Origin of the sequence: Streptomyces aidingensis, assembly GCF_900112355.1 — a bacterium.
Classification (GTDB): domain Bacteria; phylum Actinomycetota; class Actinomycetes; order Streptomycetales; family Streptomycetaceae; genus Streptomyces; species Streptomyces aidingensis.
Window position 1 is genome coordinate 140,386 of sequence record NZ_FOLM01000012.1, and the last position, 19,494, is coordinate 159,879.

A 19,494-nucleotide genomic window follows, 5' to 3' on the forward strand; every position below is an offset into this window, starting at 1 on the left:
CCACCGTGACCGACCCGTCCCAGTGAGGTGGTGGGTGACCGCCGCCCGCACCCCGCGCCGCCCGGGGCGCCGCCCCGGGCGGCGCACCGAGCGACGCACCGAGCGACGCACCACCCACCACCCGACCCATCACCAGGGGGCCACCATGGAGACCACCGACCTGCGCCGCGTCATCGAACAGCAACTGGCCCTGTCCCAGCAGCTCCGCAGCCGCATCCGGGAGCTGGAGGACGCCCGCTCCGCGCCGCTGGCGATCGTCGGCATGGGCCTGCGGTTCCCCGGCGGCCTCAACACCCCCGAGGACTACTGGGACTTCCTCCTCGGGGACGGCGACGCGGTCAGCCCCGTCCCCGAGGACCGCCCCGGACTGCGCGCGGTCCACTCGCCCGGCGGGCCCCGGCCCGGCCGCAGCTATGTGGACCGCGCCGGATTCCTCGGCTCCGTCGACCGCTTCGACCCCGCCTTTTTCGGCATCTCCCAGCGCGAGGCCGAGGTGCTCGACCCCCAGCAGCGGCTGCTGCTGGCGACCTCCTGGGAGGCCATGGAACGCGCCGGCATCCCGGTGCGGCGCCACGACCGGCTCCGCGCCGGGGTGTTCATCGGCCTGATGACCTCCGACTACGGCGACCGGCTCGCCCACCGCGAGGACACCCGCGCCGCCATCGACCCCTACTACGGCACCGGCGGCGGCCACGCCATGGCGGCCGGCCGGATCTCCTACGTCATGGGCCTGTCCGGCCCGGCCGTCACCATGGACACCGCCTGCTCGTCCTCCCTGGTGGCGCTGCACGGCGCGGCCCGCTCGCTGCGCTCCGGCGAATGCCGCTACGCCCTGGTCGGCGGCGCCAACGTGTTCTTCTCGCCCGACCTGATGGTCTCGCTGTGCCAGAGCCGGGCGCTGGCCCCGGACGGACGCTCCAAGGCGTTCCTGGACAGCGCCGACGGCTACGGCCGCGGCGAGGGCGTCGGCACCGTGGTGCTGATGCGGCTCGCCGACGCCGAGGCCGAGGGCCGGCCCGTGCTGGCCGTGCTGCGCGGCACCGCCGTCAACCACGACGGCGCCTCCTCCGGCCTGACCGTGCCCAACGGCCCGGCCCAGGCCGAGGTGGTGCGGGCGGCGCTGGCCGACGGCGGCATCGGCCCGGAGGAGGTCGGCTATGTCGAGGCGCACGGCACCGGCACCTCGCTGGGCGACCCCATCGAGGCCGGCGCGCTGGACAGCGTGCTCGGCACCGGCGCGCCGGGCCGGCCCGCGCCGCTGGCCCTGGGCACGGTCAAGGCCCGCATCGGCCACCTGGAGAGCGCGGCCGGGATCGCCGGCCTGATCAAGGTGGTGCTGATGCTGCGGGCCGGCCGCATCCCGGCCAGCTCCCCGGAGCGGGACGGCCCGCTGAACCACCTCATTCCCTGGCGGCGGATGAAGCTGCATGTGCCGCGCCGGGCCGAGGACTGGCCGGCCGGCTACGGGCGCCGGGTGGCCGGCATCAGCGCGCTCGGCATGAGCGGCACCAACGCGCATGCCGTGCTGGAGGACTACCGGCCCGCCGCCGGCCCCGCGGAGTCCGCCGCCGCTGCCGCCACCGCCGTGGGCGCCGGCCGGGGCTCGCGGCCGGAGCTGGTCACCCTCTCCGCCCGGCACCCCGAAAGCCTGGCCGCGCTGGCCGAACGGACCGCGGCGCATCTGCGCGGGCTGCCCGCCGGACGACTGGCCGCGGCCTGCGCCACGCTGCGCGAGGGGCGGGTCGCGTTCGAGCACCGGATCGCCGTCACCGGCACCGGCGCGGCGGAACTCGCCGACGCGCTGACCCGCGCCGAGGAGACCAGGCGGCGGGCCGGGAAGATGGCCCCGGCCGCGGTGCGGCTGCGCCTGGGACCGGACCGGGTGCTGGTGGAGAAGGGCCTGAACGACGTGCTGACGGCGTTCCCCTCGCTGCGCTCGGACGACGACGCCACCCAGGAGGCCGGGACCGTGTTCCGGCGGCTGCTGGCCGGCTTCGGCCTGCGGGCCGAGGAAGGCCGCCCGCTCCCGGCGTCCGCCGCCAATGTGGCGGAACTGTCCTGGGACGGCGGGGCGGCGCCGCTGCTCAACCGCGACCCGGAGGCCGCGCCCGGCCTGCTGCTGGAGGCCCTGGCCGAGCTGTACCGGGCCGGCTGCGACCTCCGCTTCCCCGGGCTGCGCGCCCCGGGCACCGTGCTCTCCGGCGACCTGCCCACCTACCCGTTCCGCGACCGCTCCTGCTGGATCGGTGAACCACTGCCCGCGGCCGTCCCCGTCACCGGGGGCGCCGGGGCCGGGGCCGGAGAAGAGACCGGGAACGACGCCGGGGACGAGACCGGGAACGGGACCGGGGACGAGACCGGAGACGACGGGATCACCGCGATCACCGCCTTCCTGGGCGAGGAGCTGGTCCGCATCATGCGCACCGAGGAGGACCTCGACACCGGGCTGACCTTCCTCGACGCGGGCGGCGACTCCTTCACCGCCATGCAGCTCACCGTCGGCATCGAGGAGCGCTACCGGGTCGAGATCCCGGTGGACGAGGTGGACATCGAACTCCCGCTGTCCGAACTGTTCGGCCGGCTCGCCCGCTACATCGCCGAGAACGCAGACCACACCCCGGAAGAGGCCGGCTCGTGAATTCGTTTCTGCGCCCCGTGCCCGTGGAGCGTCCCGCCATGCGGCTGTTCGCCTTCCACCACGCCGGCGGCTCCTCCACCGTCTACCACCCCATGCGGCGGCAGCTTCCCGCCGACTGGGAGCTGATGGCCTACGACCTGCCCGGCCGCGGCCGGCTGGCGTCCCAGCGCCCGCTGGAGGACATCCAGCTCGTGCTGCCCCGGGTGCTGGCCGACATCGAGCCCTGGCTGGACGCGCCCGTCGCGTTCTTCGGCCACAGCTTCGGCGCCATCGTGGCGAGTGAACTCGCCCGCCTCCTGGAGGGCCAGGGCCGCCCGCCGCTGTGGGTGGGCGTCTCCGGCCGGGTGCCGCCCGGCTACCGCAGCCGGCGCCGGCTGTCCGAACTCGACGACGACGGCCTGCTGAACGCCGTCCAGGCCATGGGCGGGCTGCCCGAGCAGCTCACCTCGGTCCCCGAGTTCCTGGCCCGGTTCCTCCAGCTGACCCGCGCCGACATGCGGGCCGTGGAGTCCTACCGGCCCGAGGCCGGCCGGCCGCCGCTGTCCTGCCCGCTGACCGTGTTCTGCGGCACCGACGACGGCTGGGCCCCGCCCGCCGCCATGGCCGGCTGGTCGGCGGTGACCAGCCGCCGGCTCCGGCGCCGGGTCTACCCCGGCGGTCACTTCTACTTCACCGGCCAGGCCATGCCCCGCTTCACCAGGGAACTGGTGGCGGAGATCCGGGCCGCCGCCACGGCCGCCGAGCCGGCCGGCCGCTGAACCCCGGCTTCCCCCGACCCTGCCGCCCCTCCCGCACGCCTTCGACCACGCGCAGGCCCACCGGCCCCGAGCCGGGCAGCCACGAGAGGACACCGCCCATGCCGGCGACGACCGCCAGACAACGCACCGCGCCGCGGCCCAACGGCCGGCGCCACCCGGCCCCGGCCGCCGCAGCCGCCGCCGACGAGGACGCGACGGCGGCGCCGCCCCTGACGGCGGTGACCGCCGGCCGGGAGCCCCTGCAACTCCTCACCCCGGACGGCAAACCCGTACCCCACCCGCACCTCACCCCGGAGCGGGACCCGGCGGCCCTGCGCCGCATGTACCGGGACATGGTCCTCACCCGCGCCTTCGACGCCGAGGCCACCGCGCTCCAGCGCCAGGGCGAACTGGGCCTGTGGACCCCGCTGGCCGGCCAGGAGGCCGCCCAGATCGGCTCCGCGCACGCCCTGCGCCCCGACGACTTCGTCTTCCCCTCCTACCGCGAGCACGGTGTGGCCTGGTGCCGCGGCGTCGACCCGGTCTCCCTGGTCTCCATCTTCCGCGGGGTCACGCACGGCGGCTGGGACCCGGCCGCGCACAACTTCCACCTCTACACCCTGGTCGTCGGCGCCCACCCGCTGCACGCCACCGGATACGCCATGGGCGTCGCCCGGGACGGCGCGGACAGCGCGGTGATCGCCTACTTCGGCGACGGCGCCTCCAGCCAGGGCGATGTGGCCGAGGCGTTCACCTTCGCCGCCGTCAACCAGGCGCCGGTGGTCTTCTTCTGCCAGAACAACCAGTGGGCCATCTCGGTCCCCGCCGAGCGGCAGAGCCGCGTCCCGCTCTACCAGCGGGCCCAGGGCTACGGCTTCCCCGGGGTCCGGGTGGACGGCAACGACGTGCTGGCCGTGCAGGCCGTCACCCGCGCCGCCCTGGAACGGGCCCGCTCCGGCCGGGGCCCGGTGCTGATCGAGGCGTTCACCTACCGGATGGGCGCGCACACCACCTCCGACGACCCCACCCGCTACCGGATGCAGGCCGAGCTCGCCGAATGGCAGGCCAAGGACCCCGTCCAGCGGCTGCGCCGCCACCTGGAGCGGCTGGACGCCGCCGACGCCGCCTTCTTCACCGCCACCGAGGAGGACGGCCGGGAACTGGCCCGCTCGGTGCGCACCGCGGTGCGCACCATGCCCGATCCGGAGCCGTCCGTCATGTTCGAGCACATCCACGCCGCCGGGCACCGGCAGGTGGACGCCGAACGCGCCTGGTTCGCCGCCTACCAGGACGGCTTCGCACCGGAGGAGGACGAGGACCGGTGACCGCCACAGCCACCGCCGCCACCACAGCCACCGCCACCACGGCCACCGCCCCGGCCGCTCCCGCCGGGGAGCTGACCCTGGCCGCGGCCCTGAACGCGGCGCTCCGCCGCAGCCTGGAGGACGACCCCAAGGTCCTGGTCATGGGCGAGGACGTCGGCACCCTCGGCGGCGTCTTCCGGATCACCGACGGCCTCCAGAAGGACTTCGGGGAGACCCGGGTGTTCGACACCCCGCTCGCCGAGTCCGGCATCGTGGGCACCGCCATCGGGCTGGCCATGCGCGGCTACCGGCCGGTGGTGGAGATCCAGTTCGACGGTTTCGTCTTCCCGGCCTTCGACCAGATCGTCACCCAGCTGGCCAAGATGCGGTTCCGCTCGCACGGCACGGTGACCCTGCCGGTGGTGATCCGCATCCCGTACGGCGGGGGCATCGGCGCGGTGGAGCACCACAGCGAATCCCCGGAGGCGTACTTCGCGCACACCGGCGGGCTGAAGGTGCTCAGCCCGGCCACCCCGGCCGACGCCTACGGCATGCTGCGGCAGGCCATCGCCGGCCCCGATCCGGTGATCTTCTTCGAGCCCAAGCGCCGCTACTGGGACAAGGGCCCGGTGGACCTCGACGCCCCGCCCGCCTCCCCGTACCAGGCCCGGGTGGTCCGGCCCGGCACCGACCTCACCCTCGCCGCCTACGGGCCGATGGTCGCGGTCTGCCTGGCCGCCGCCCAGGCCGCGGCCGAGGAGGGCCGCTCCCTGGAGGTGATCGACCTGCGCTCGCTGTCCCCGCTGGACACCGGGACGGTCGCCGAGTCCGTGGTCCGCACCGGCCGGCTGGTGGTGGCCCACGAGGCGCCGTCGTTCTTCGGGCCGGGCGCCGAACTCGCCTCCGCCGTGCAGGAGTCCTGCTTCTACTCGCTCCAGGCCCCGGTGCTGCGGGTCGGCGGCTTCCACGCCCCGTACCCGCCGGCCCGGGTGGAGCACGAGTATCTGCCGGGCCTGGACCGCGTCCTGGACGCCGTCGACCGCGCCCTCGCCCACTGACCGCCGGTTCCGCTGATTCCGCCGACCGCATCAGCCATCCCCAGGAGAGACAACGGTGAGCACCGCGACCGCGAGCCCGACCGCCCAGCACGCCCAGGAGTTCCGGCTGCCCGATCTGGGCGAGGGACTGACCGAGGCGGAGATCCTCACCTGGCACGTCCGTCCCGGGGACCCGGTGAGCGACGGACAGACCGTGGTGGAGGTGGAGACCGCCAAGGCGTCGGTCGAACTTCCCATCCCGTTCGACGGCACCGTGGAGTCCCTGCTGCATCCCGAGGGCGCCACCGTTCCCGTCGGCACCCCCCTGATCCGCATCACCACAGCCGGAGCCGCCGGGCCGGAGCCCTCCACCGAGGAGGGCTCCGGCTCCGGCGCCGGCTGCGCCGCGCCGGCCCGCCAGCCGGTCCTGGTCGGCTACGGCGTGGCCGCCGAGGCCCCGCGCCGCCGTCCCCGCCGCTCCCCCGGCCCGCCCGTGCCCGCCGCGGCGCCCGCGCCCTCACCGGCCGCCCTGGCCAAGCCCCCCGTCCGCAAGCTGGCCCGGCAGCTCGGGGTGGACCTGGCCGCCGTGCCGCCCACCGGCCCGGGCGGCACGGTCACCCGCGACGACATCCACGCCGCCGCGGCCCCCGCAGCCGCCGCGGCCCCCGTCTCTCCCGCCCCGGCCGGCGACTGGCGGGAGCCGGTGCGCGGAGTGCGCCGGGCCACCGCCCAGGCCATGGTCAGGAGCGCCGCCATCCCCCAGGCCACGCTGCACCGCACGGTGGACGTCACGGCCACCGTCGAGCTGGTCGCCCGGCTCCGCCAGGTCCCCGAGCTCGACGGCCTGCGCGTCAACCCCCTGCTGCTCACCGCCCGGGCCCTGCTGACCGCCGTCGCCCGGCATCCGGACATCAACTCCGCCTGGGACGAGGAGAACCAGGAGATCGTCCACCGCTCCGCGGTCAACCTCGGCATCGCCGCCGCCACCCCGCGCGGACTGGTCGTCCCCAACATCAAGGACGCCGGCCGGCTCACCCTGGCCCAGCTCGCCACCGGCCTGGGCGATCTGGTCGGCACCGCCCGGGAGGGCCGCACCACCCCCGAGGCGCTGCGCGGCGGCACCCTCACCATCACCAACATCGGCGTGCTGGGCGCGGACAGCGGCTCCCCGCTGCTCAACCCGGGCGAGTCCGCGATCCTGGCGCTGGGCGCCATCCGGCTCCAGCCCTGGGTGCACGACGGCCAGGTGGTGCCCCGGCACGTCACCACCCTCGCCCTCTCCTTCGACCACCGCCTGGTCGACGGCGAACTCGGCGCCCTCGTGCTCGGCGACACCGCCGCCATCCTCGAATCCCCCCACCACCTCATCGCCTGGACCTGACCGTTGCCACGCTCTGCATGGCCGCCGGGTCCCGGCGGCGCGTGGCTCAGAAGAGCCCTTCCCTGGCGCACCAGGCGGCGAAGCCGCCCGGCGGGAACGGCAGCCGATACTCCGTTCTGAGCAGGTCGTCAGCCATCGCAGACACCAGCGGCACGGTGAGCAGCCCGGCGCGGATCGCGTCGCACAGCAGCCCCAGGGTGCGGCGGACGGTGACGCGGCCCCGAGCGGCCTGGACGGCCACCCGGTCGTCCAGAACCGCGACGGCGCCCGGCCGGCTCTCGGCCAGGGCAAGAACGCCACACTCGCCGAGGTTGCGCCCGTCCGGACCGACCAGCCGGCGCTCGTAGCGGACGAATGCCGCCAGCTGCGCGGGCGTCTCCAGCGTGACGGTCTCGATCCATTCGGCGTCGAGTACGCAGCGAAGGTGATGGTACTGGCCGGTGCCGTTCCGCAGTTCCTCCGCGACGACGTCGGGGATCAGTACGGGATGGCCCTTCAGAATGGTCTTGAGAACGCCGAGCCACTGCGCGCGGGCGAAATGGCTCAGCGGGCCGGTGTCGAGGACGTACGGGGTTTCCGGTCCGGTCACGACGTCACTTCCCAGATCTCCGCCTCCGGCGCGGGGGGAAGGTCGGGCAGGGAATTCCGGTCGAAGGTGCCACGGAGCAGTCCGAGCGCACGGTCGGCGGTGACCACCTCGCGGCGGTACAGCGTGAGTACGGCTCGCGCATACGGGCGTGGCAGGGATACGGGAGCCATCTCGTCCCGCACGACGAGGTTCTTCTCCACGATGTCCGCCTGCTTTGTCTGGACACGGCGGATCTCGTCCGCGCGGACCCCTTCGGCCAGACCCGTCTCGACCAGCCTGCGTGCCAGGGTCGCCATGTCCACTCCGTAGTGGCTGGCGGCGCGCACCGCGGCATCGCGCCACGTTTCGTCGGAGATGCTCATCCACTGTGTCCAGCGAGTCCGCAGATCGCGGGCCGGCAGGAGCACGGCGCGTGCGAAGCGGTCCAGCCTGGCCTCGAGGCCCTGGTGCTCCGCTGCGGTGACGCGCCAGTCCAGGGTGAACGGGTCGGCGATGAGGTAGTGCCCCAGTTCGTGGGCTGCGGCGAGCCGCCGGCGGCCGACCCGCCGGTGCCCGTTGACCAGAGCGACGCCACCTCGCTTCAGCAGCACTGTGGCCGCATCGGCACCTTCGCCGAGATCCGCGGCGAAGATCAGCAGCCCTGCGTCGGCGGCGAGCCGTGTGATGTCGTGCGCCGGCTCCCCGGGGTCCAGGCCGAGAAGGCGGCGTGCGGAGGCCGCCAGGTCTTCGGCCTCTTCCGCCGTGCCGGGATGGGGCAGCGGCTCCGGCTGTCCTCCGACCAGTTCGGGGCACTGCGAGGTGACGAACTCGGTGTCCCGTACCAGTGAGTCCAGTTCTGTGTCGATCGTCTGCGTGGCCGCCTCCGGGCGGGCTCCGCGGTACGAGGCGAGCGCGGGCGGGGCTTCGTCGACGAACCACTCCACCCGCCGTCCCAGCTCGCGCGCGATGGCCACGAGTTCCACGGCCGATACCCGGCGACTGCCTGATTCGATCTTGGCCAGTGCGGTGCGATCCATGCCGATGGCGGCGGCAAGCTGCATCTGCGTGACGCCCCGTTCGGCCCTGGCCTCGGCAACACGCGACCCGATCTCCATTGTGCGAAACTAGCACAGAGCCCGGATGTCGCCGTGTGCCCGGGAGCGCGGGGGCGGCCGGAGGGCGGGGGTCTCAGGGCCAGTCGGGGGTGTGCTCGATTTCCAGGACGGCGGCGGTCCACATGAAGCCGGTGCCGGCGCCGACGGTGATGACGCGGTCGCCGGGGGAGAGCCGGCCGGTCTCCGCCAGGTGGTTGATGCCCATGAGCTGGTCGCTGCTGCCGACGTGGCCGAAGTCCAGGCTCCACTCGTAGGTGGTGCGGGCCGGGTCCAGGCCGAGCCGCTTGCCGAAGCCCCATTCCGCGATGGGCCGGATCATGGAGGCGTGCACGAACCAGCGGGCGTCGTGCAGGCCGGTGCCGGACTCCTCCAGGACCTGCCGGAGCGTCTCGTCGAAGTTGCCGGCGACGGTGGCCAGCACGTCGTCGTAGGCGACCTTGTCGCGCAGCAGCCACTCGCCGGGGCGGTCGCCGAGCCGGACGGGTTTGCCGTCCGGGAACGGAGTCTCGTCCCAGGGGCCCATGCCGCGGTAGAGCGGCTCCAGGGAGGCGTCCGAGCGGCTGACCGTGGCCAGCAGGCGGGCGAAGCCGCCGCGGGCGGAGAGCACCACCGCGCTGCCGCCGTCGCCGAAGACGGTCTGGTCGTCGCTGGTCCAGCGGTCCACATAGGGCAGGTGCCAGGCGTCGCCGCAGGTCACCAGCGCGGCCCCGGAGCCGGGGCGGGAAGCCGCCCAGGAGGCGGCCAGTTCCAGACCGCTCAGCACGCCGTTGCAGCCCTGCCGCAGTTCGATGGCGGCCGAGGCGTGCGTGCCGAGCACCTCCCGCTGGACGAAGTGGGCGGGGGTCCACAGGTCCCGGCCCTGGTGGCTGGTGCAGGCGTGCAGCACCAGATCGATGTCCTGCGGGGCGTGCCCGGAGCGGGCCAGGGCCTGCCGGCCCGCCTCGGCGGCCATCACCGGGCCGGTCTCCCCGGGGCCCGCCACCCGGACCGCGCGCACGCCGTTGACGGCGGCGGCGGTGGCGTCGTACCGGCCCTCGGCGACGGCCTGTTCGGCGGTCTGCACCTCCTCGGGCAGGTACACCCCCACCCCGGCGACATGGACGTTCTCCCAGCGCATGGCCCCTCCTCGGCGATGGTCCGGCGACGGCGACGGCGACGGCGACGGCGGCGACGGCGACGGCATGACGGCAGTGCCGGCGGCCGGCCGGTCGCGGTACGCGGTACGCGGCCAGGCTGCCCCGGTCTGCTCGCGATCCCCTTGAGCCGCCCGCCGGCCGTCCCCCGGCTCAGGGCCCGGTGGAGACCCGGAGCACCATGCCGGTGCGCGGTCTGAGGCCGAAGGCGGTGGAGCGCGGCGGCAGCAGCTCGCCGCGCCCGGCCAGCGTGAACAGCTCGTCCAGGGTCGGCGGATGCAGCAGCACTGCGGTGCCGTCGCACTGCCGGGCCTGCGTCACCACCGCGCCCTGGCTGGCCCGTACCGCCCGCGGCGGGCCGTCCGCCGCCAGCGGCAGCAGCGGGAACAGGGACTGGTGCAGTGCGGTGATCCCCGGCCGGGACGGTCCGCCCCGCAGCCCGGTCACCAGATGGTGCTCGCCCTCGCCGCTGAGCAGGAACGCCGGCCCGCCGCGGGCCGCCTCCGCCAGCGTGGCGACCGCCGCGTCCAGCGCCCCGGGCAGCCGCCGCACCCGGCCGACGGCGGCGGCCCGCGCCGCGGCCACCCCGACCGGTACGCCCGGCACCACCCGGTGCACCGGATGCACCGGCACCCGGTGGCAGCACACGTCCACCAGCAGCGCCAGCCGGTGGTCCCAGGGCCCGGGACCGGAGCCGCGCGCGCGGTGGGCGGCGCGCAGCGCGCGGGCCGCCGCCCAGCGCCGGTGGCCGTCGGCGAGCAGCACCTGACGGTCGCGCAGCACGGCGGCCACGGCGGCCAGCCGGTGCGGCGCGGTGAGCGCCCACAGCCGGTGGGTGAGCCCGTCCTCGGCGGTGGCCTCGCCCAGCGGCGGGGTGGCGCGGACGGTCTCCGCCAGCAGGGCGGCCATCCGGCCGCGCGGCCCGTCGCCCCGGTAGAGGCCGTACAGCGGCTCGATGTCGGCGCCGGCCGGATCCCCGGCGTCCGGGGAACCGGTGTCCCGGGGGTCGGCGGCCAGGGCCCGGGCGTGCGGCAGCACCGCGCCCTCGCGCGGCTCGCGCACCCCGAGGGCGCCGATCAGGCCGCGCTGCAGCACCCGTTCGCCGCGGGCCTGCTCGTAGACGTACAGCGACTGGACCCGGTCGCGGACCAGTACCCCGTCGGACAGCCAGCGGCGCAGCCGGACGGCGGCGGTGGGCAGGCCGTCCCAGGGCGTCCCGCCGGGCAGCAGGCCGCGGACGTTGTGCGCGGCGCGGCGGCGCAGCGCCCGCAGCGCCGCCGGGTCGAGATGCACATCGGGCGGGGAGGTCAGCTCGGACAGGGTGGCCTCACCGGGCGCGAACCGCACTCCGCGGAACGGCGACAGCGCCGGCCGGCCGGCGGCGGATGCCCGGGGCTGGCGGGCGGCCGGCGCTGTCGCCGTCCCCGCCACGACGGGGGAGGGGTTCATATGTGCACTCTCCGCCTCCGCCCTTGAGACGGACTCGCGGTCCGCCCCGGTGGCCCGCCCGGGCTGCGGGGCGGCCGGGAACGTGCTCCACTCGACAGCAGGCAGGGGAGGGGAGAGGAGGAGCCGTGGGCATCTTTTCGACCGTCGCAGCGCCGCGGACGCGGACCCGGAGAACCGAGCACATGGCGACCCCGCATCCGACGGAGGGCGCCGGGCCGGGCGGCGAGCCGCCGCTGGGCGAGCTGGTCTCGGAGATCGTCACCGATGTGCAGACGCTGCTCCGCCAGGAGATGGAGCTGGCCAAGGCGGAGATCCGGGAGGAGGGCCGCCGGGCGGGCAAGGCCGCCGGCATGTTCGGCGGGGCCGGCTTCGCCGGCTACATGGTGGCCGTGCTGGGGTCCTTCACCGCGGTGTTCGCGCTGGACAACGTGCTGGGCCTGGCCTGGTCGGCGCTGATCGTCACCGGCGCGTGGGCGGTGATCGGGGCGGTGCTGTTCGTTCTGGGACGGATCGGGATGCGGTCCTTCTCACCCAAGCCGCGCAAGACCCTGGACAGTCTCAAGGAGGACGCGCGATGGGCACGTCACCCGATCGGATCAAGGCCGACATCGATGCGACACTCGACAAGCTCAACAACGACGTCAACCGTCTCGCCGAGCGGCTGAACCCCCGTAACCTCACCCAGCGCCGCCGCCGGCCCAGCCGCGCGGCCCGGCTGCGCCGGCACCGCTCGGCCGAGAAGGGCAGCCACTGAGCTTCCGCCGCCGGCCGGTGCACCCCGCGGCCGCGGCCCGCGGGTGCCGGTGCCCCGGCCGGCGGCGCCGCCCGGCCCGCTCAGGCCGCGGCGGAGTGCCGCTCGCCACCCTCCTCCGGGGTCACCGGCGGCCATTCGATGTCGATGTCCACGGCCAGGGCCTCGTTGAGGTAGTTGGTGAGGATGTTGCGGGCGACATTGGCGATGACCTCCACGATCTCCGGATCGGTGATGCCCGCCCGCCGGGCCTCCTCGATGCCCTCCTCGCCCACCCGTCCGCGGCTGCGCAGCACCGCGACGGCGAGCCGCAGCAGGGCGGCCTCCTTGGGGTCGGCGCTGGTGCCGCGCCGGGCCGCGAAGATCTCCTCCTGCGGCAGTCCGGCCACCTCGCGGGCGACATGGGTGTGGGCCGACAGGCAGTAGGAGCAGCCGTTGGCCTCGGACACGGCCAGCGCTGTCCGTTCCTGGGTGGCGGCCGGGAGCACGCCGCCGCCCAGGGCGGCGGCCAGGGCCAGGAAGCCCTCCAGCGCGGCGGGGCTGTGCGCCATGGCCCGGGCCATGTTCGGCACCCCGCCCATGGCGGCATGTCGAGGCCGAGGCGGCGCGCCGCGCCGACGCCCCGCGGGAGCGGGCGACGGCGGTCTTCGACGGCGGCATCGGGTGACCGGGTGTGACCGACCGCACCCCGCAGGGCCTTCTGCCCCGGGCCGGTGCTGCGGGACGATACGACGGTCGCGGTGTGCTGAGCGAGCGCTTGGGAGGGTGTGGCATGGCGTCGGAACGGGTGCACACGTACACCACCGAGACGGTCTGGACCGGCAACGCGGGGGAGGGCACCCGCACCTACCGGGCCTTCGACCGGCTGGCGGACACCACCGCGCCCGGCCGGCCGGTGCTGCCGGCGAGCGCCGACCCGGGCGTGTCCGTCCGCGCGGACGGCGCCCGCTGGAACCCGGAACTGCTGCTGCTCGCCTCCCTCTCCCAGTGCCACCTGCTGTGGTACCTGCACTTCTGCTCGGTGAACGGCGTCGAGGTCACCGCCTACCGGGACCCGGCCGAGGCGTTCATGGCCGAGGAGGGCGCCAAGGGCGGCCGGTTCACCCGCGCCGTGCTGCGCCCCCGGGTGGAGGTCGCCGACGAGTCGATGACCGAGCGCGCCCTGGCGCTGCACAAGCAGGCCCGCGAGGCCTGCTACATCGCCAACTCCGTCAATTTCCCCGTCGACCACGAACCCGCCGTCACCGTACGCCGCCCCGCCGCCTGAACCACCTCACCCCATCGGGTGTTCTATCGGCCTCCGGCTTGCCGCCACAGCCCCGGCAGGCCCGTCCGGCTCCCCGCACCGTTCGAGCTGACGCCGGCCACCGACGGACTCATCTGACCCCGCGGGCGGCGATCACCAGGTCGTTGAGCTCGGCGGCGGTGGCCGGTGCCGGGTGGTCGGGGAGGGTGCAGCGCCGCTCGGCCTCGTCCAGGGCGGCGTGCAGGCGGTCGATGTCCGTGCCCAGCCGGTCGGCGCCCGGGGCGTCCGCCACCTCCGCCAGCAGCCCGTGCTCGGCCGACGCCTTGGCCCCGATCAGCTCGGTCAGATACGCCGGCGGGCCACCCGGCACCGCGGCCTCGGCCTCCTCGTCCAGCAGGGTCGGCAGATGTGCCGTCAACTCGTGGGTGCGCAGCAGCCGGATGCCCGTCAGCAGCACCCGGAAGGTGTACAGCAGCGGCTTCAGCTCGCCCGTCCGCTCGAAGAGCCGCCGCTGGCCCAGTGCGAAGCCCCGGTAGTGCCGGGCGTGGTTCCTGGTGAACAGGCGCGGTGCCAGCGCGCTCAGTTCCGTGTGCACCGGGGAGGTGTGCGCCACCAGCGGGGACAGCAACTGCTCCAGCACATAGCCATTGGGCCGCAGCAGCAGGCCCGCGAACTTCCGCAGATCGTGGGTGACCAGATCCAGCTCGGTGCCGTCGTGGGTCCAGGAGCGGGTGACGGTCTCCGGCGCCTCGGTGAGGCCGACCAGCTCGCGCAGCGGCAGCAGATGCGCGCCCCGCAGATCGACATCCGAATCGCGCGACGGGAAGCCGTACAGATGCGCCCCGGAGACGGTGGCGAACACCAGCGGATGTTCGTATCCCTCGATCACCGGCGCCAGATCCGGCATCCCCGGCAGGGTGCGTATGGCGTCCCTGGCGTCCCTGGTGTCCGTGGTGTCCGTGGTGTTCACCGCAGTGCCTCCCCGTTGTCCGTGCCCAGTGTGCGGTGCCGCACCGACACCAGCCATGTCTCGACCCGCGCGGTGTCCGGCTCGGCCGGCAGCGGGCTGTGCTCCAGCGCCCGGTCCAGCCGGGCGAGCAGGCGCTGCCGCCAGTCGTCGATCTCCGCCCAGGTGAGTTCGCCGCGCCGCACCGCCAGCAGCCGCTCCCGCTGCTCGCCCGCGGCGATGCGGACGCACAGCCGTCCGGTCTCCAGCAGGACCGCCCCGGTCAGCAGCAGCCGCAGCAGATGCATCGGCTGCTTCCACCGCACCTCGCCGTCGGCCTGCCGCCTCGCCCGCGCCCGGTCGGCCTGGCGCTGTGCGTACCGGCCGAAGGTGCGGTAGGCGTGCCGGGAGAGGAACGCGGGAGCCAGCGCGCGCAGCTCCTCGCCCAGCGGGGTGCGGCGCTCCACCAGCGGCGAGTGCAGCACTTCCAGGGCGGTGGGGTTGGCGGCCAGGCAGAGCTTGCAGAAACGTTCCACTTCCCAGCTCAGCTGCTCCGGCAGCGGACCCTCCACGCTGTCCGGCGGCTTGCCGAAGCGCCAGAACGCCTCCGGCGGCGCGGCGTAGACCCCGCGCCGGTCGGTGTCCGAGCCGTCCGTGGCCAGCCCGTGGGCGCGGGAACCGGCTATCACCGACAGCAGGGTGTGCCGCGCCACCAGCCCATGCCCGACGTCCGGCGCGCCCGCGCCCCCGCCCGCGCTCCCGGCCGCGGTCACCGGGCCCGCTCCACGCGGCGTTCGTCCCAGACCGGCGCGTCCGTTTCCCGGACCCGGCCGTCGGAGCCGAAGACCAGAAAGCGGTCGAAGGCGCGGGCGAACCAGCGGTCGTGGGTGACGGCCAGGACCGTGCCCTCGTACGCCTCCAGGCCGTCCTGGAGCGCCTCGGCGCTCTCCAGGTCGAGATTGTCGGTGGGCTCGTCCAGCAGCAGGGCGGTCGTCCCGGCCAGCTCCAGCAGCAGGATCTGGAAACGGGCCTGCTGGCCGCCGGAGAGCTGGTCGAAGGGCTGGTCGCCCTGGCGGGAGAGCTCATAGCGGCGCAGCGCGCTCATGGCCGCGCCCCGGTCCCTGGCGTGCTCGGTCCACAGGATGTCCACCAGCGAGCGGCCGGCCGGCTCGGGGTGCGCGTGCGTCTGGGCGAAATACCCGGGGACCACCCGCGCGCCCAGCCGGAACGTCCCGCGGTGCGCGACCTGCTCGCCCGCCAGCAGCCGCAGGAAGTGCGACTTGCCGGAGCCGTTGGAGCCCAGCACCGCGACCCGCTCGCCGTAGCAGACCTCCAGATCGAACGGCTTCATCAGCCCGCTCAGCTCAAGCCCCTCACAGACGAACGCACGGACGCCGGTACGGCCCCCGCGCAGCCGCATGCGGATCTCCTGCCTGCGCGGCGGCTCCGGCGGCGGCCCGGCCTCCTCGAACTTCCGCAGCCGGGTCTGCGCGGCCCGGTAGCGGGAGGCCATGTCGTCGCTGCGGGAGGCGAACTGTCGCAGATCCACGACCAGCTTCTTCAACTGGGCGTGCTTCTCGTCCCAGCGGCGGCGCAGCTCCTCGAAGCGGGCGAAGCGCTCCTCGCGGGCCCGGTGGTAGGTGGCGAAGCCGCCGCCGTGCACCCAGACCTCGGAGCCGCCCGCGCCAGGCTCCACGCTGACGATCTTCTGCGCGGCCCGGGCCAGCAGCTCCCGGTCGTGCGAGACGAACAGCACGGTCTTGCGGGTGGCGGCCAGCTGCTCCTCGAGCCACCGCTTGCCGGGGACGTCGAGGTAGTTGTCCGGCTCGTCCAGCAGCAGCACCTCGTCCGGGCCGCGCAGCAGGGCCTGGAGCACCAGCTGTTTCTGCTCACCGCCGGAGAGGGTGCGCACCGGCCGCCACTGCGCCTTGTCGTACGGCATGCCCAGCGCGGATGTGGTGCAGATGTCCCACAGCGTCTCGGCCTCGTAGCCGCGCACCTCGGCCCAGTCGCTGAGCGCCTGCGCATACGCCATCTGGGCGGACTGGTCGTCCCGCTCCATGATGGCCAGTTCGGCGGCGTCCACCGCCTGCGCGGCCTGCCGGATGCGCGGCTGGGCGACGGACACCAGCAGGTCCCGCACCGTCCGCTCGTCCCGCACCGAGCCGACGAACTGCGGCATCACGCCCAGGCCGCCGCTGACGGTGACGGTGCCGCCGTGCGGCTGGAGCTCCCCGGCCAGCAGCCGCAGCAGCGTCGTCTTGCCGGCGCCGTTCGCCCCGGCCAGCGCGACCACCGCGCCCTCCCCGACCCGGAACGAGGCGTCGTTCAGCAGCAGTCGCCCGTCCGGCAGGTAGTACTCGACATGCGCGGCCTCAAGGTGTCCCATGCGGGCCGATTCTCCCGGCCCCGACCAACCCCCCACAAAGCCTTTTCGCCCCGCCCGGCCGGGGCGTGCCGACCGGGGTTGTCCACAGGCCGGACGGGCGGGAGAAGCCGCTGGCTAGGCTGTGCGCATGGCAACGGAAGCCCCGGCAGCGGGGATGGATCTGGTGATGCGTACCGAAGCGCGGAGGCAGGAAGCGTCCTCGGTGCTCGGTGCCGCGCGCCGCGCCAGGCTGGGGCAGTACTTCACTCCTGCCCCGGTGGCGGACTTCATTGCCTCTCTGGTCTGCACGGACGCCCTGGATACCAAGAATGAGCTCCATATCCTGGATCCCGGTGCCGGTGTCGGCTCCCTCACCGCCTCTCTCGTGACGCGTGTCCTCCGGCACCGGCCCGGCATGAAGATCACCGTCACGGCCTGCGAGGTCGACCCTCTGCTGCACGCTTCCTTGCAGGCCACGCTCGACGACTGTGCGCGAACGGCTCGAGCGGTCGGCGGCGAGGTGGAAGTCCACCTTGTCGGTCGTGACTTCATCACATGGGCGACGGAAGAGGAGGGGCTGTTCGGCCGGACACGCGGTCCCTTCGATCTCGTGATCATGAACCCTCCGTACAAGAAGCTGGCCGCGAATTCTCGTGAACGCAAGGCGGTCACCGCGGCCTGCACCGAGACATCGAATCTCTATTCGGCGTTCCTGGCCCTGGGTATCCGTCTCCTGTCGCCCGGCGGACAGTTGCTGGCCATTACGCCGCGCAGCTTCACGAATGGTCTGTATTTCCGGCCGTTCCGGAAATATCTTCTGAAGCGGATGGAAATCAACCATTTGCATGTTTTCGAGTCGCGAAACGCTGTTTTCGCGGATGCCAATGTGCTCCAGGAGAACGTAATCTTTTCGGCGACCCGGGTGGAGTCTGCCGATCGTGGAGCGGTGACCGTCTCCACCAGTCGTAGTCATGCGGGCGGCATTCGCAGTCGCACCATCCGCTACGAGGACATGGTTCATCCGGCGGATCCCGAGAGTTTCCTCCACATCGGTATCGGTGAGGAGGACACGGAGCTTGCCGTTGTGCATGCCGGCCTGCCGTCCGCTCTCTCCGGGATCGGCTGCCAGGTTTCCACGGGGCGTGTGGTCGACTTCCGCAGCAAGGAGCACCTGCGCCCCGACCCGGTCGCGGGGGCGGTTCCCCTGATCTATCCGCTGCACATGCGGGAGGGTGGGATTATCTGGCCAGTTCCAGAGGCGCGGAAGAGTAATGCCATCATGCTCAACGAAGAGACCCGGAAAATGACGTTCCCTTCCGGGTATTACGTCGTCGTCAAGCGTCTCTCTTCCAAGGAGGAGAGGCGCCGCGTGGTGGCTGCCGTCTTCGACCCGGAGGAGACGCCCTGCGAACGGATCGGCTTCGAGAATCATGTGAACGTCTTCCACCGCAACGGCGGAGGAATCATGCGTGATACCGCCCGTGGTCTGTGTCTGTGGCTCAACTCAAGTCTTCTGGACCGCTTCATCCGGAGATTCAGCGGCCACACCCAGGTCAATGCGACCGATCTGAGAAATCTCCGCTACCCGAGCTCGTCACAGCTCGAAGCTCTCGGCCGTGAGTGGGAGCCAGGCGTGTTGTCGGACCAGGCGAAGATCGACGACCTGGTCGGCCGGCACGTGGCGCGGGGCGGGGAGGGCCGCTCGGGCCCGCCGCCGATGAGCAGCGGCTTGCCTGTAGAGTAACGGCCTACTCACGCAGCGGCGTTGCTCGGAGGGCAGGCGGATGACGGCAGAACAGCAGGAGAAGAAGGTCCGCGAGGCGAGGGAGATCCTTGCGGCGCTGGGGCTGCCACCCGGACAGCAGAACACGCGCACTGCTCTCGTGCTCCTTGCCATGTGCGATCTCCGTCCTGCCCAGGAGTGGTCGGCGGTGCGGGTCAACAGCCTCGGTATCACCGAATGTATGGAGTGGATGGCGGACTATTACCCGGACATTCCCAAGGGAATCAAGGACCCGACCCGATATGCGCCGAACACCAGGGAATCCGTTCGCAAGGAATCCGTGTACCAGCTTGTTTCGGCCGGCGTACTCTTCCAGAACTCGGACGCGCCAGGAAGGGCCACGAACGACAAGAACAACCGCTACCACCCGAGCCCTCTCGCTCTTCAGGCGCTGTCCTCCTTCGGCACGGCTGCCTGGGACGATGCTTTGCAAGAGTTCCACAAGGAGTGGGGGAAGCTGCGTGAAAAATGGGCTGCTGAGCGGGCGGCCCGCCGTGTTCCCGTAGTACTTCCGGACGGGTCCATCGTATCTTTGAGTCCGGGCGCTCACAGTGAACTCATTGGACAAGTTGTCCAGTCCTTTGCGCCGCAGTTCACTCCTGGCGGGGTGATTGCATATCTCGGTGATACCGGGTCGAAGTGGATCATTGACGAGTCCGCATATTTGGCCCAGCTGGGTGTGACGACCGATGCGCACGGGAAAATGCCCGATGTGGTGATTCACTACCGGGAGAGGGACTGGCTGGTGCTGATTGAAGCAGTGACCTCGACGGGACCGGTGGACGGCCAGCGGCGTGCGGAGCTCAGCAGGATCTTCGCAGGAGCACGACCGGGTCTGGTCTTCGTCACCGCCTTCCAGAACAAGGAGAAGTTCCGGCAATTCGCCGCCCGCATCGCCTGGGAAACCGAGGTTTGGGTGGCTGAGGACAGCACACACATGGTGCACTTCAACGGTGAGCGCTTCCTCGGGCCGTACGGCGACCGCTGAGGCCGCTGAGCGCGTTCAGGCGTGGACGGGGTGCGGGGTGCCGCCGGTGA

The 19,494-nt window shown here is 73.2% G+C and carries 18 protein-coding genes; 10 read left to right on the top strand and 8 right to left on the bottom strand.

Annotation, left to right across the window (positions count from 1 at the left end; translation table 11 throughout):
* Positions 1 to 34 precede the first annotated feature (34 nt).
* The 5 genes from BM242_RS20695 to BM242_RS20715 all read left to right on the top strand — a co-directional run bounded on the left by BM242_RS20695 (position 35) and on the right by BM242_RS20715 (position 7,097).
* On the top strand, positions 35 to 2,638 hold the full coding sequence (locus BM242_RS20695; protein WP_217652557.1) for a type I polyketide synthase: 2,604 nt from the start codon (positions 35 to 37) through the stop codon (positions 2,636 to 2,638).
* The gene (locus BM242_RS20700; protein ID WP_093840388.1) at positions 2,635 to 3,396 is read left to right on the top strand and encodes a thioesterase II family protein; all 762 of its coding nucleotides are present in this window, start codon (positions 2,635 to 2,637) and stop codon (positions 3,394 to 3,396) included. The genes BM242_RS20695 and BM242_RS20700 overlap by 4 nt, the downstream gene beginning before the upstream one ends.
* 98 nt (positions 3,397 to 3,494) lie before the next feature.
* Positions 3,495 to 4,700, top strand: coding sequence for a pyruvate dehydrogenase (acetyl-transferring) E1 component subunit alpha (pdhA, locus tag BM242_RS20705; RefSeq protein ID WP_093840389.1), 1,206 nt, complete (start codon positions 3,495 to 3,497; stop codon positions 4,698 to 4,700).
* A 71-nt stretch (positions 4,701 to 4,771) separates the two neighbouring features.
* Entirely contained in the window at positions 4,772 to 5,737 is a 966-nt protein-coding gene (locus BM242_RS20710) for an alpha-ketoacid dehydrogenase subunit beta (RefSeq protein WP_093840465.1), read from the top strand.
* A gap of 55 nt (positions 5,738 to 5,792) precedes the next feature.
* The gene (locus BM242_RS20715) at positions 5,793 to 7,097 is read left to right on the top strand and encodes a dihydrolipoamide acetyltransferase family protein (protein ID WP_093840390.1); all 1,305 of its coding nucleotides are present in this window, start codon (positions 5,793 to 5,795) and stop codon (positions 7,095 to 7,097) included.
* 46 nt (positions 7,098 to 7,143) lie between these two features.
* Here BM242_RS20715 and BM242_RS20720 read toward each other — a convergent pair whose 3' ends face one another.
* From BM242_RS20720 to BM242_RS20735, 4 genes are all read right to left on the bottom strand, one after another.
* A complete protein-coding gene (locus BM242_RS20720) occupies positions 7,144 to 7,686 on the bottom strand; it encodes a PIN domain-containing protein (RefSeq protein ID WP_093840391.1) in 543 nt (180 codons plus the stop codon).
* A complete protein-coding gene (locus tag BM242_RS20725; protein WP_093840392.1) occupies positions 7,683 to 8,780 on the bottom strand; it encodes a helix-turn-helix domain-containing protein in 1,098 nt (365 codons plus the stop codon). The genes BM242_RS20720 and BM242_RS20725 overlap by 4 nt, the downstream gene beginning before the upstream one ends.
* Before the next feature lie 73 nt (positions 8,781 to 8,853).
* Positions 8,854 to 9,897 carry a ketoacyl-ACP synthase III family protein gene (locus tag BM242_RS20730; protein WP_175541505.1) on the bottom strand — a complete coding sequence of 348 codons (1,044 nt, stop codon included), beginning with the start codon at positions 9,895 to 9,897 and terminating at the stop codon, positions 8,854 to 8,856.
* 169 nt (positions 9,898 to 10,066) lie between these two features.
* Positions 10,067 to 11,362 carry a DUF1015 family protein gene (locus BM242_RS20735; RefSeq protein ID WP_093840394.1) on the bottom strand — a complete coding sequence of 432 codons (1,296 nt, stop codon included), beginning with the start codon at positions 11,360 to 11,362 and terminating at the stop codon, positions 10,067 to 10,069.
* 182 nt (positions 11,363 to 11,544) lie between these two features.
* On the opposite strand from BM242_RS20735, the gene BM242_RS20740 reads away from it, so the two are divergent.
* Both BM242_RS20740 and BM242_RS31220 read left to right on the top strand, forming a co-directional pair.
* Positions 11,545 to 12,027 (top strand): phage holin family protein, encoded by a 483-nt coding sequence (locus tag BM242_RS20740; protein WP_093840395.1) that lies wholly within the window; start codon positions 11,545 to 11,547, stop codon positions 12,025 to 12,027.
* On the top strand, positions 11,970 to 12,116 hold the full coding sequence (locus BM242_RS31220) for a hypothetical protein (protein ID WP_425443899.1): 147 nt from the start codon (positions 11,970 to 11,972) through the stop codon (positions 12,114 to 12,116). Before BM242_RS20740 ends, BM242_RS31220 begins: the two co-directional genes overlap by 58 nt.
* Before the next feature lie 80 nt (positions 12,117 to 12,196).
* Here BM242_RS31220 and BM242_RS20745 read toward each other — a convergent pair whose 3' ends face one another.
* Complete coding sequence (locus tag BM242_RS20745) at positions 12,197 to 12,694, bottom strand: carboxymuconolactone decarboxylase family protein (RefSeq protein WP_093840396.1); 498 nt, start codon at positions 12,692 to 12,694, stop codon at positions 12,197 to 12,199.
* A 191-nt stretch (positions 12,695 to 12,885) separates the two neighbouring features.
* On the opposite strand from BM242_RS20745, the gene BM242_RS20750 reads away from it, so the two are divergent.
* Positions 12,886 to 13,380, top strand: coding sequence for an OsmC family protein (locus BM242_RS20750; protein ID WP_093840397.1), 495 nt, complete (start codon positions 12,886 to 12,888; stop codon positions 13,378 to 13,380).
* 109 nt (positions 13,381 to 13,489) lie between these two features.
* Here BM242_RS20750 and BM242_RS20755 read toward each other — a convergent pair whose 3' ends face one another.
* From BM242_RS20755 to BM242_RS20765, 3 genes are read right to left on the bottom strand one after another with little or no spacing between them, the layout of a single operon-like run.
* A complete protein-coding gene (locus BM242_RS20755) occupies positions 13,490 to 14,266 on the bottom strand; it encodes a nucleotidyltransferase domain-containing protein (RefSeq protein WP_093840466.1) in 777 nt (258 codons plus the stop codon).
* A 59-nt stretch (positions 14,267 to 14,325) separates the two neighbouring features.
* On the bottom strand, positions 14,326 to 15,078 hold the full coding sequence (locus BM242_RS20760; RefSeq protein ID WP_245834335.1) for a nucleotidyltransferase domain-containing protein: 753 nt from the start codon (positions 15,076 to 15,078) through the stop codon (positions 14,326 to 14,328).
* A complete protein-coding gene (locus BM242_RS20765) occupies positions 15,075 to 16,694 on the bottom strand; it encodes an ABC-F family ATP-binding cassette domain-containing protein (protein WP_093840398.1) in 1,620 nt (539 codons plus the stop codon). The genes BM242_RS20760 and BM242_RS20765 overlap by 4 nt, the downstream gene beginning before the upstream one ends.
* 127 nt (positions 16,695 to 16,821) lie before the next feature.
* Between BM242_RS20765 and BM242_RS20770 the strand changes: the two genes are divergently transcribed.
* Positions 16,822 to 18,417: an Eco57I restriction-modification methylase domain-containing protein gene (locus BM242_RS20770; RefSeq protein WP_245834337.1), complete on the top strand. Its 1,596-nt coding sequence runs from the start codon at positions 16,822 to 16,824 to the stop codon at positions 18,415 to 18,417.
* Positions 18,418 to 18,457: 40 nt separating this feature from the next.
* The gene (locus tag BM242_RS20775; RefSeq protein ID WP_093840400.1) at positions 18,458 to 19,444 is read left to right on the top strand and encodes a BsuBI/PstI family type II restriction endonuclease; all 987 of its coding nucleotides are present in this window, start codon (positions 18,458 to 18,460) and stop codon (positions 19,442 to 19,444) included.
* Positions 19,445 to 19,494 lie beyond the last annotated feature (50 nt).

Bases quoted from the DNA above. Each gene is read 5' to 3' on its own strand.
- BM242_RS20765 (WP_093840398.1), bottom strand. From the start codon at position 16,694: ATGGGACACCTTGAGGCCGCGCATGTCGAGTACTACCTGCCGGACGGG.
- BM242_RS20750 (WP_093840397.1), top strand. From the start codon at position 12,886: ATGGCGTCGGAACGGGTGCACACGTACACCACCGAGACGGTCTGGACC.
- BM242_RS20775 (WP_093840400.1), top strand. From the start codon at position 18,458: ATGACGGCAGAACAGCAGGAGAAGAAGGTCCGCGAGGCGAGGGAGATC.
- BM242_RS20770 (WP_245834337.1), top strand. From the start codon at position 16,822: ATGGCAACGGAAGCCCCGGCAGCGGGGATGGATCTGGTGATGCGTACC.
- BM242_RS20725 (WP_093840392.1), bottom strand. From the start codon at position 8,780: ATGGAGATCGGGTCGCGTGTTGCCGAGGCCAGGGCCGAACGGGGCGTC.
- BM242_RS20745 (WP_093840396.1), bottom strand. From the start codon at position 12,694: ATGGGCGGGGTGCCGAACATGGCCCGGGCCATGGCGCACAGCCCCGCC.
- pdhA (WP_093840389.1), top strand. From the start codon at position 3,495: ATGCCGGCGACGACCGCCAGACAACGCACCGCGCCGCGGCCCAACGGC.
- BM242_RS20735 (WP_093840394.1), bottom strand. From the start codon at position 11,362: ATGAACCCCTCCCCCGTCGTGGCGGGGACGGCGACAGCGCCGGCCGCC.
- BM242_RS20730 (WP_175541505.1), bottom strand. From the start codon at position 9,897: ATGCGCTGGGAGAACGTCCATGTCGCCGGGGTGGGGGTGTACCTGCCC.
- BM242_RS20740 (WP_093840395.1), top strand. From the start codon at position 11,545: ATGGCGACCCCGCATCCGACGGAGGGCGCCGGGCCGGGCGGCGAGCCG.
- BM242_RS20755 (WP_093840466.1), bottom strand. From the start codon at position 14,266: ATGCCGGATCTGGCGCCGGTGATCGAGGGATACGAACATCCGCTGGTG.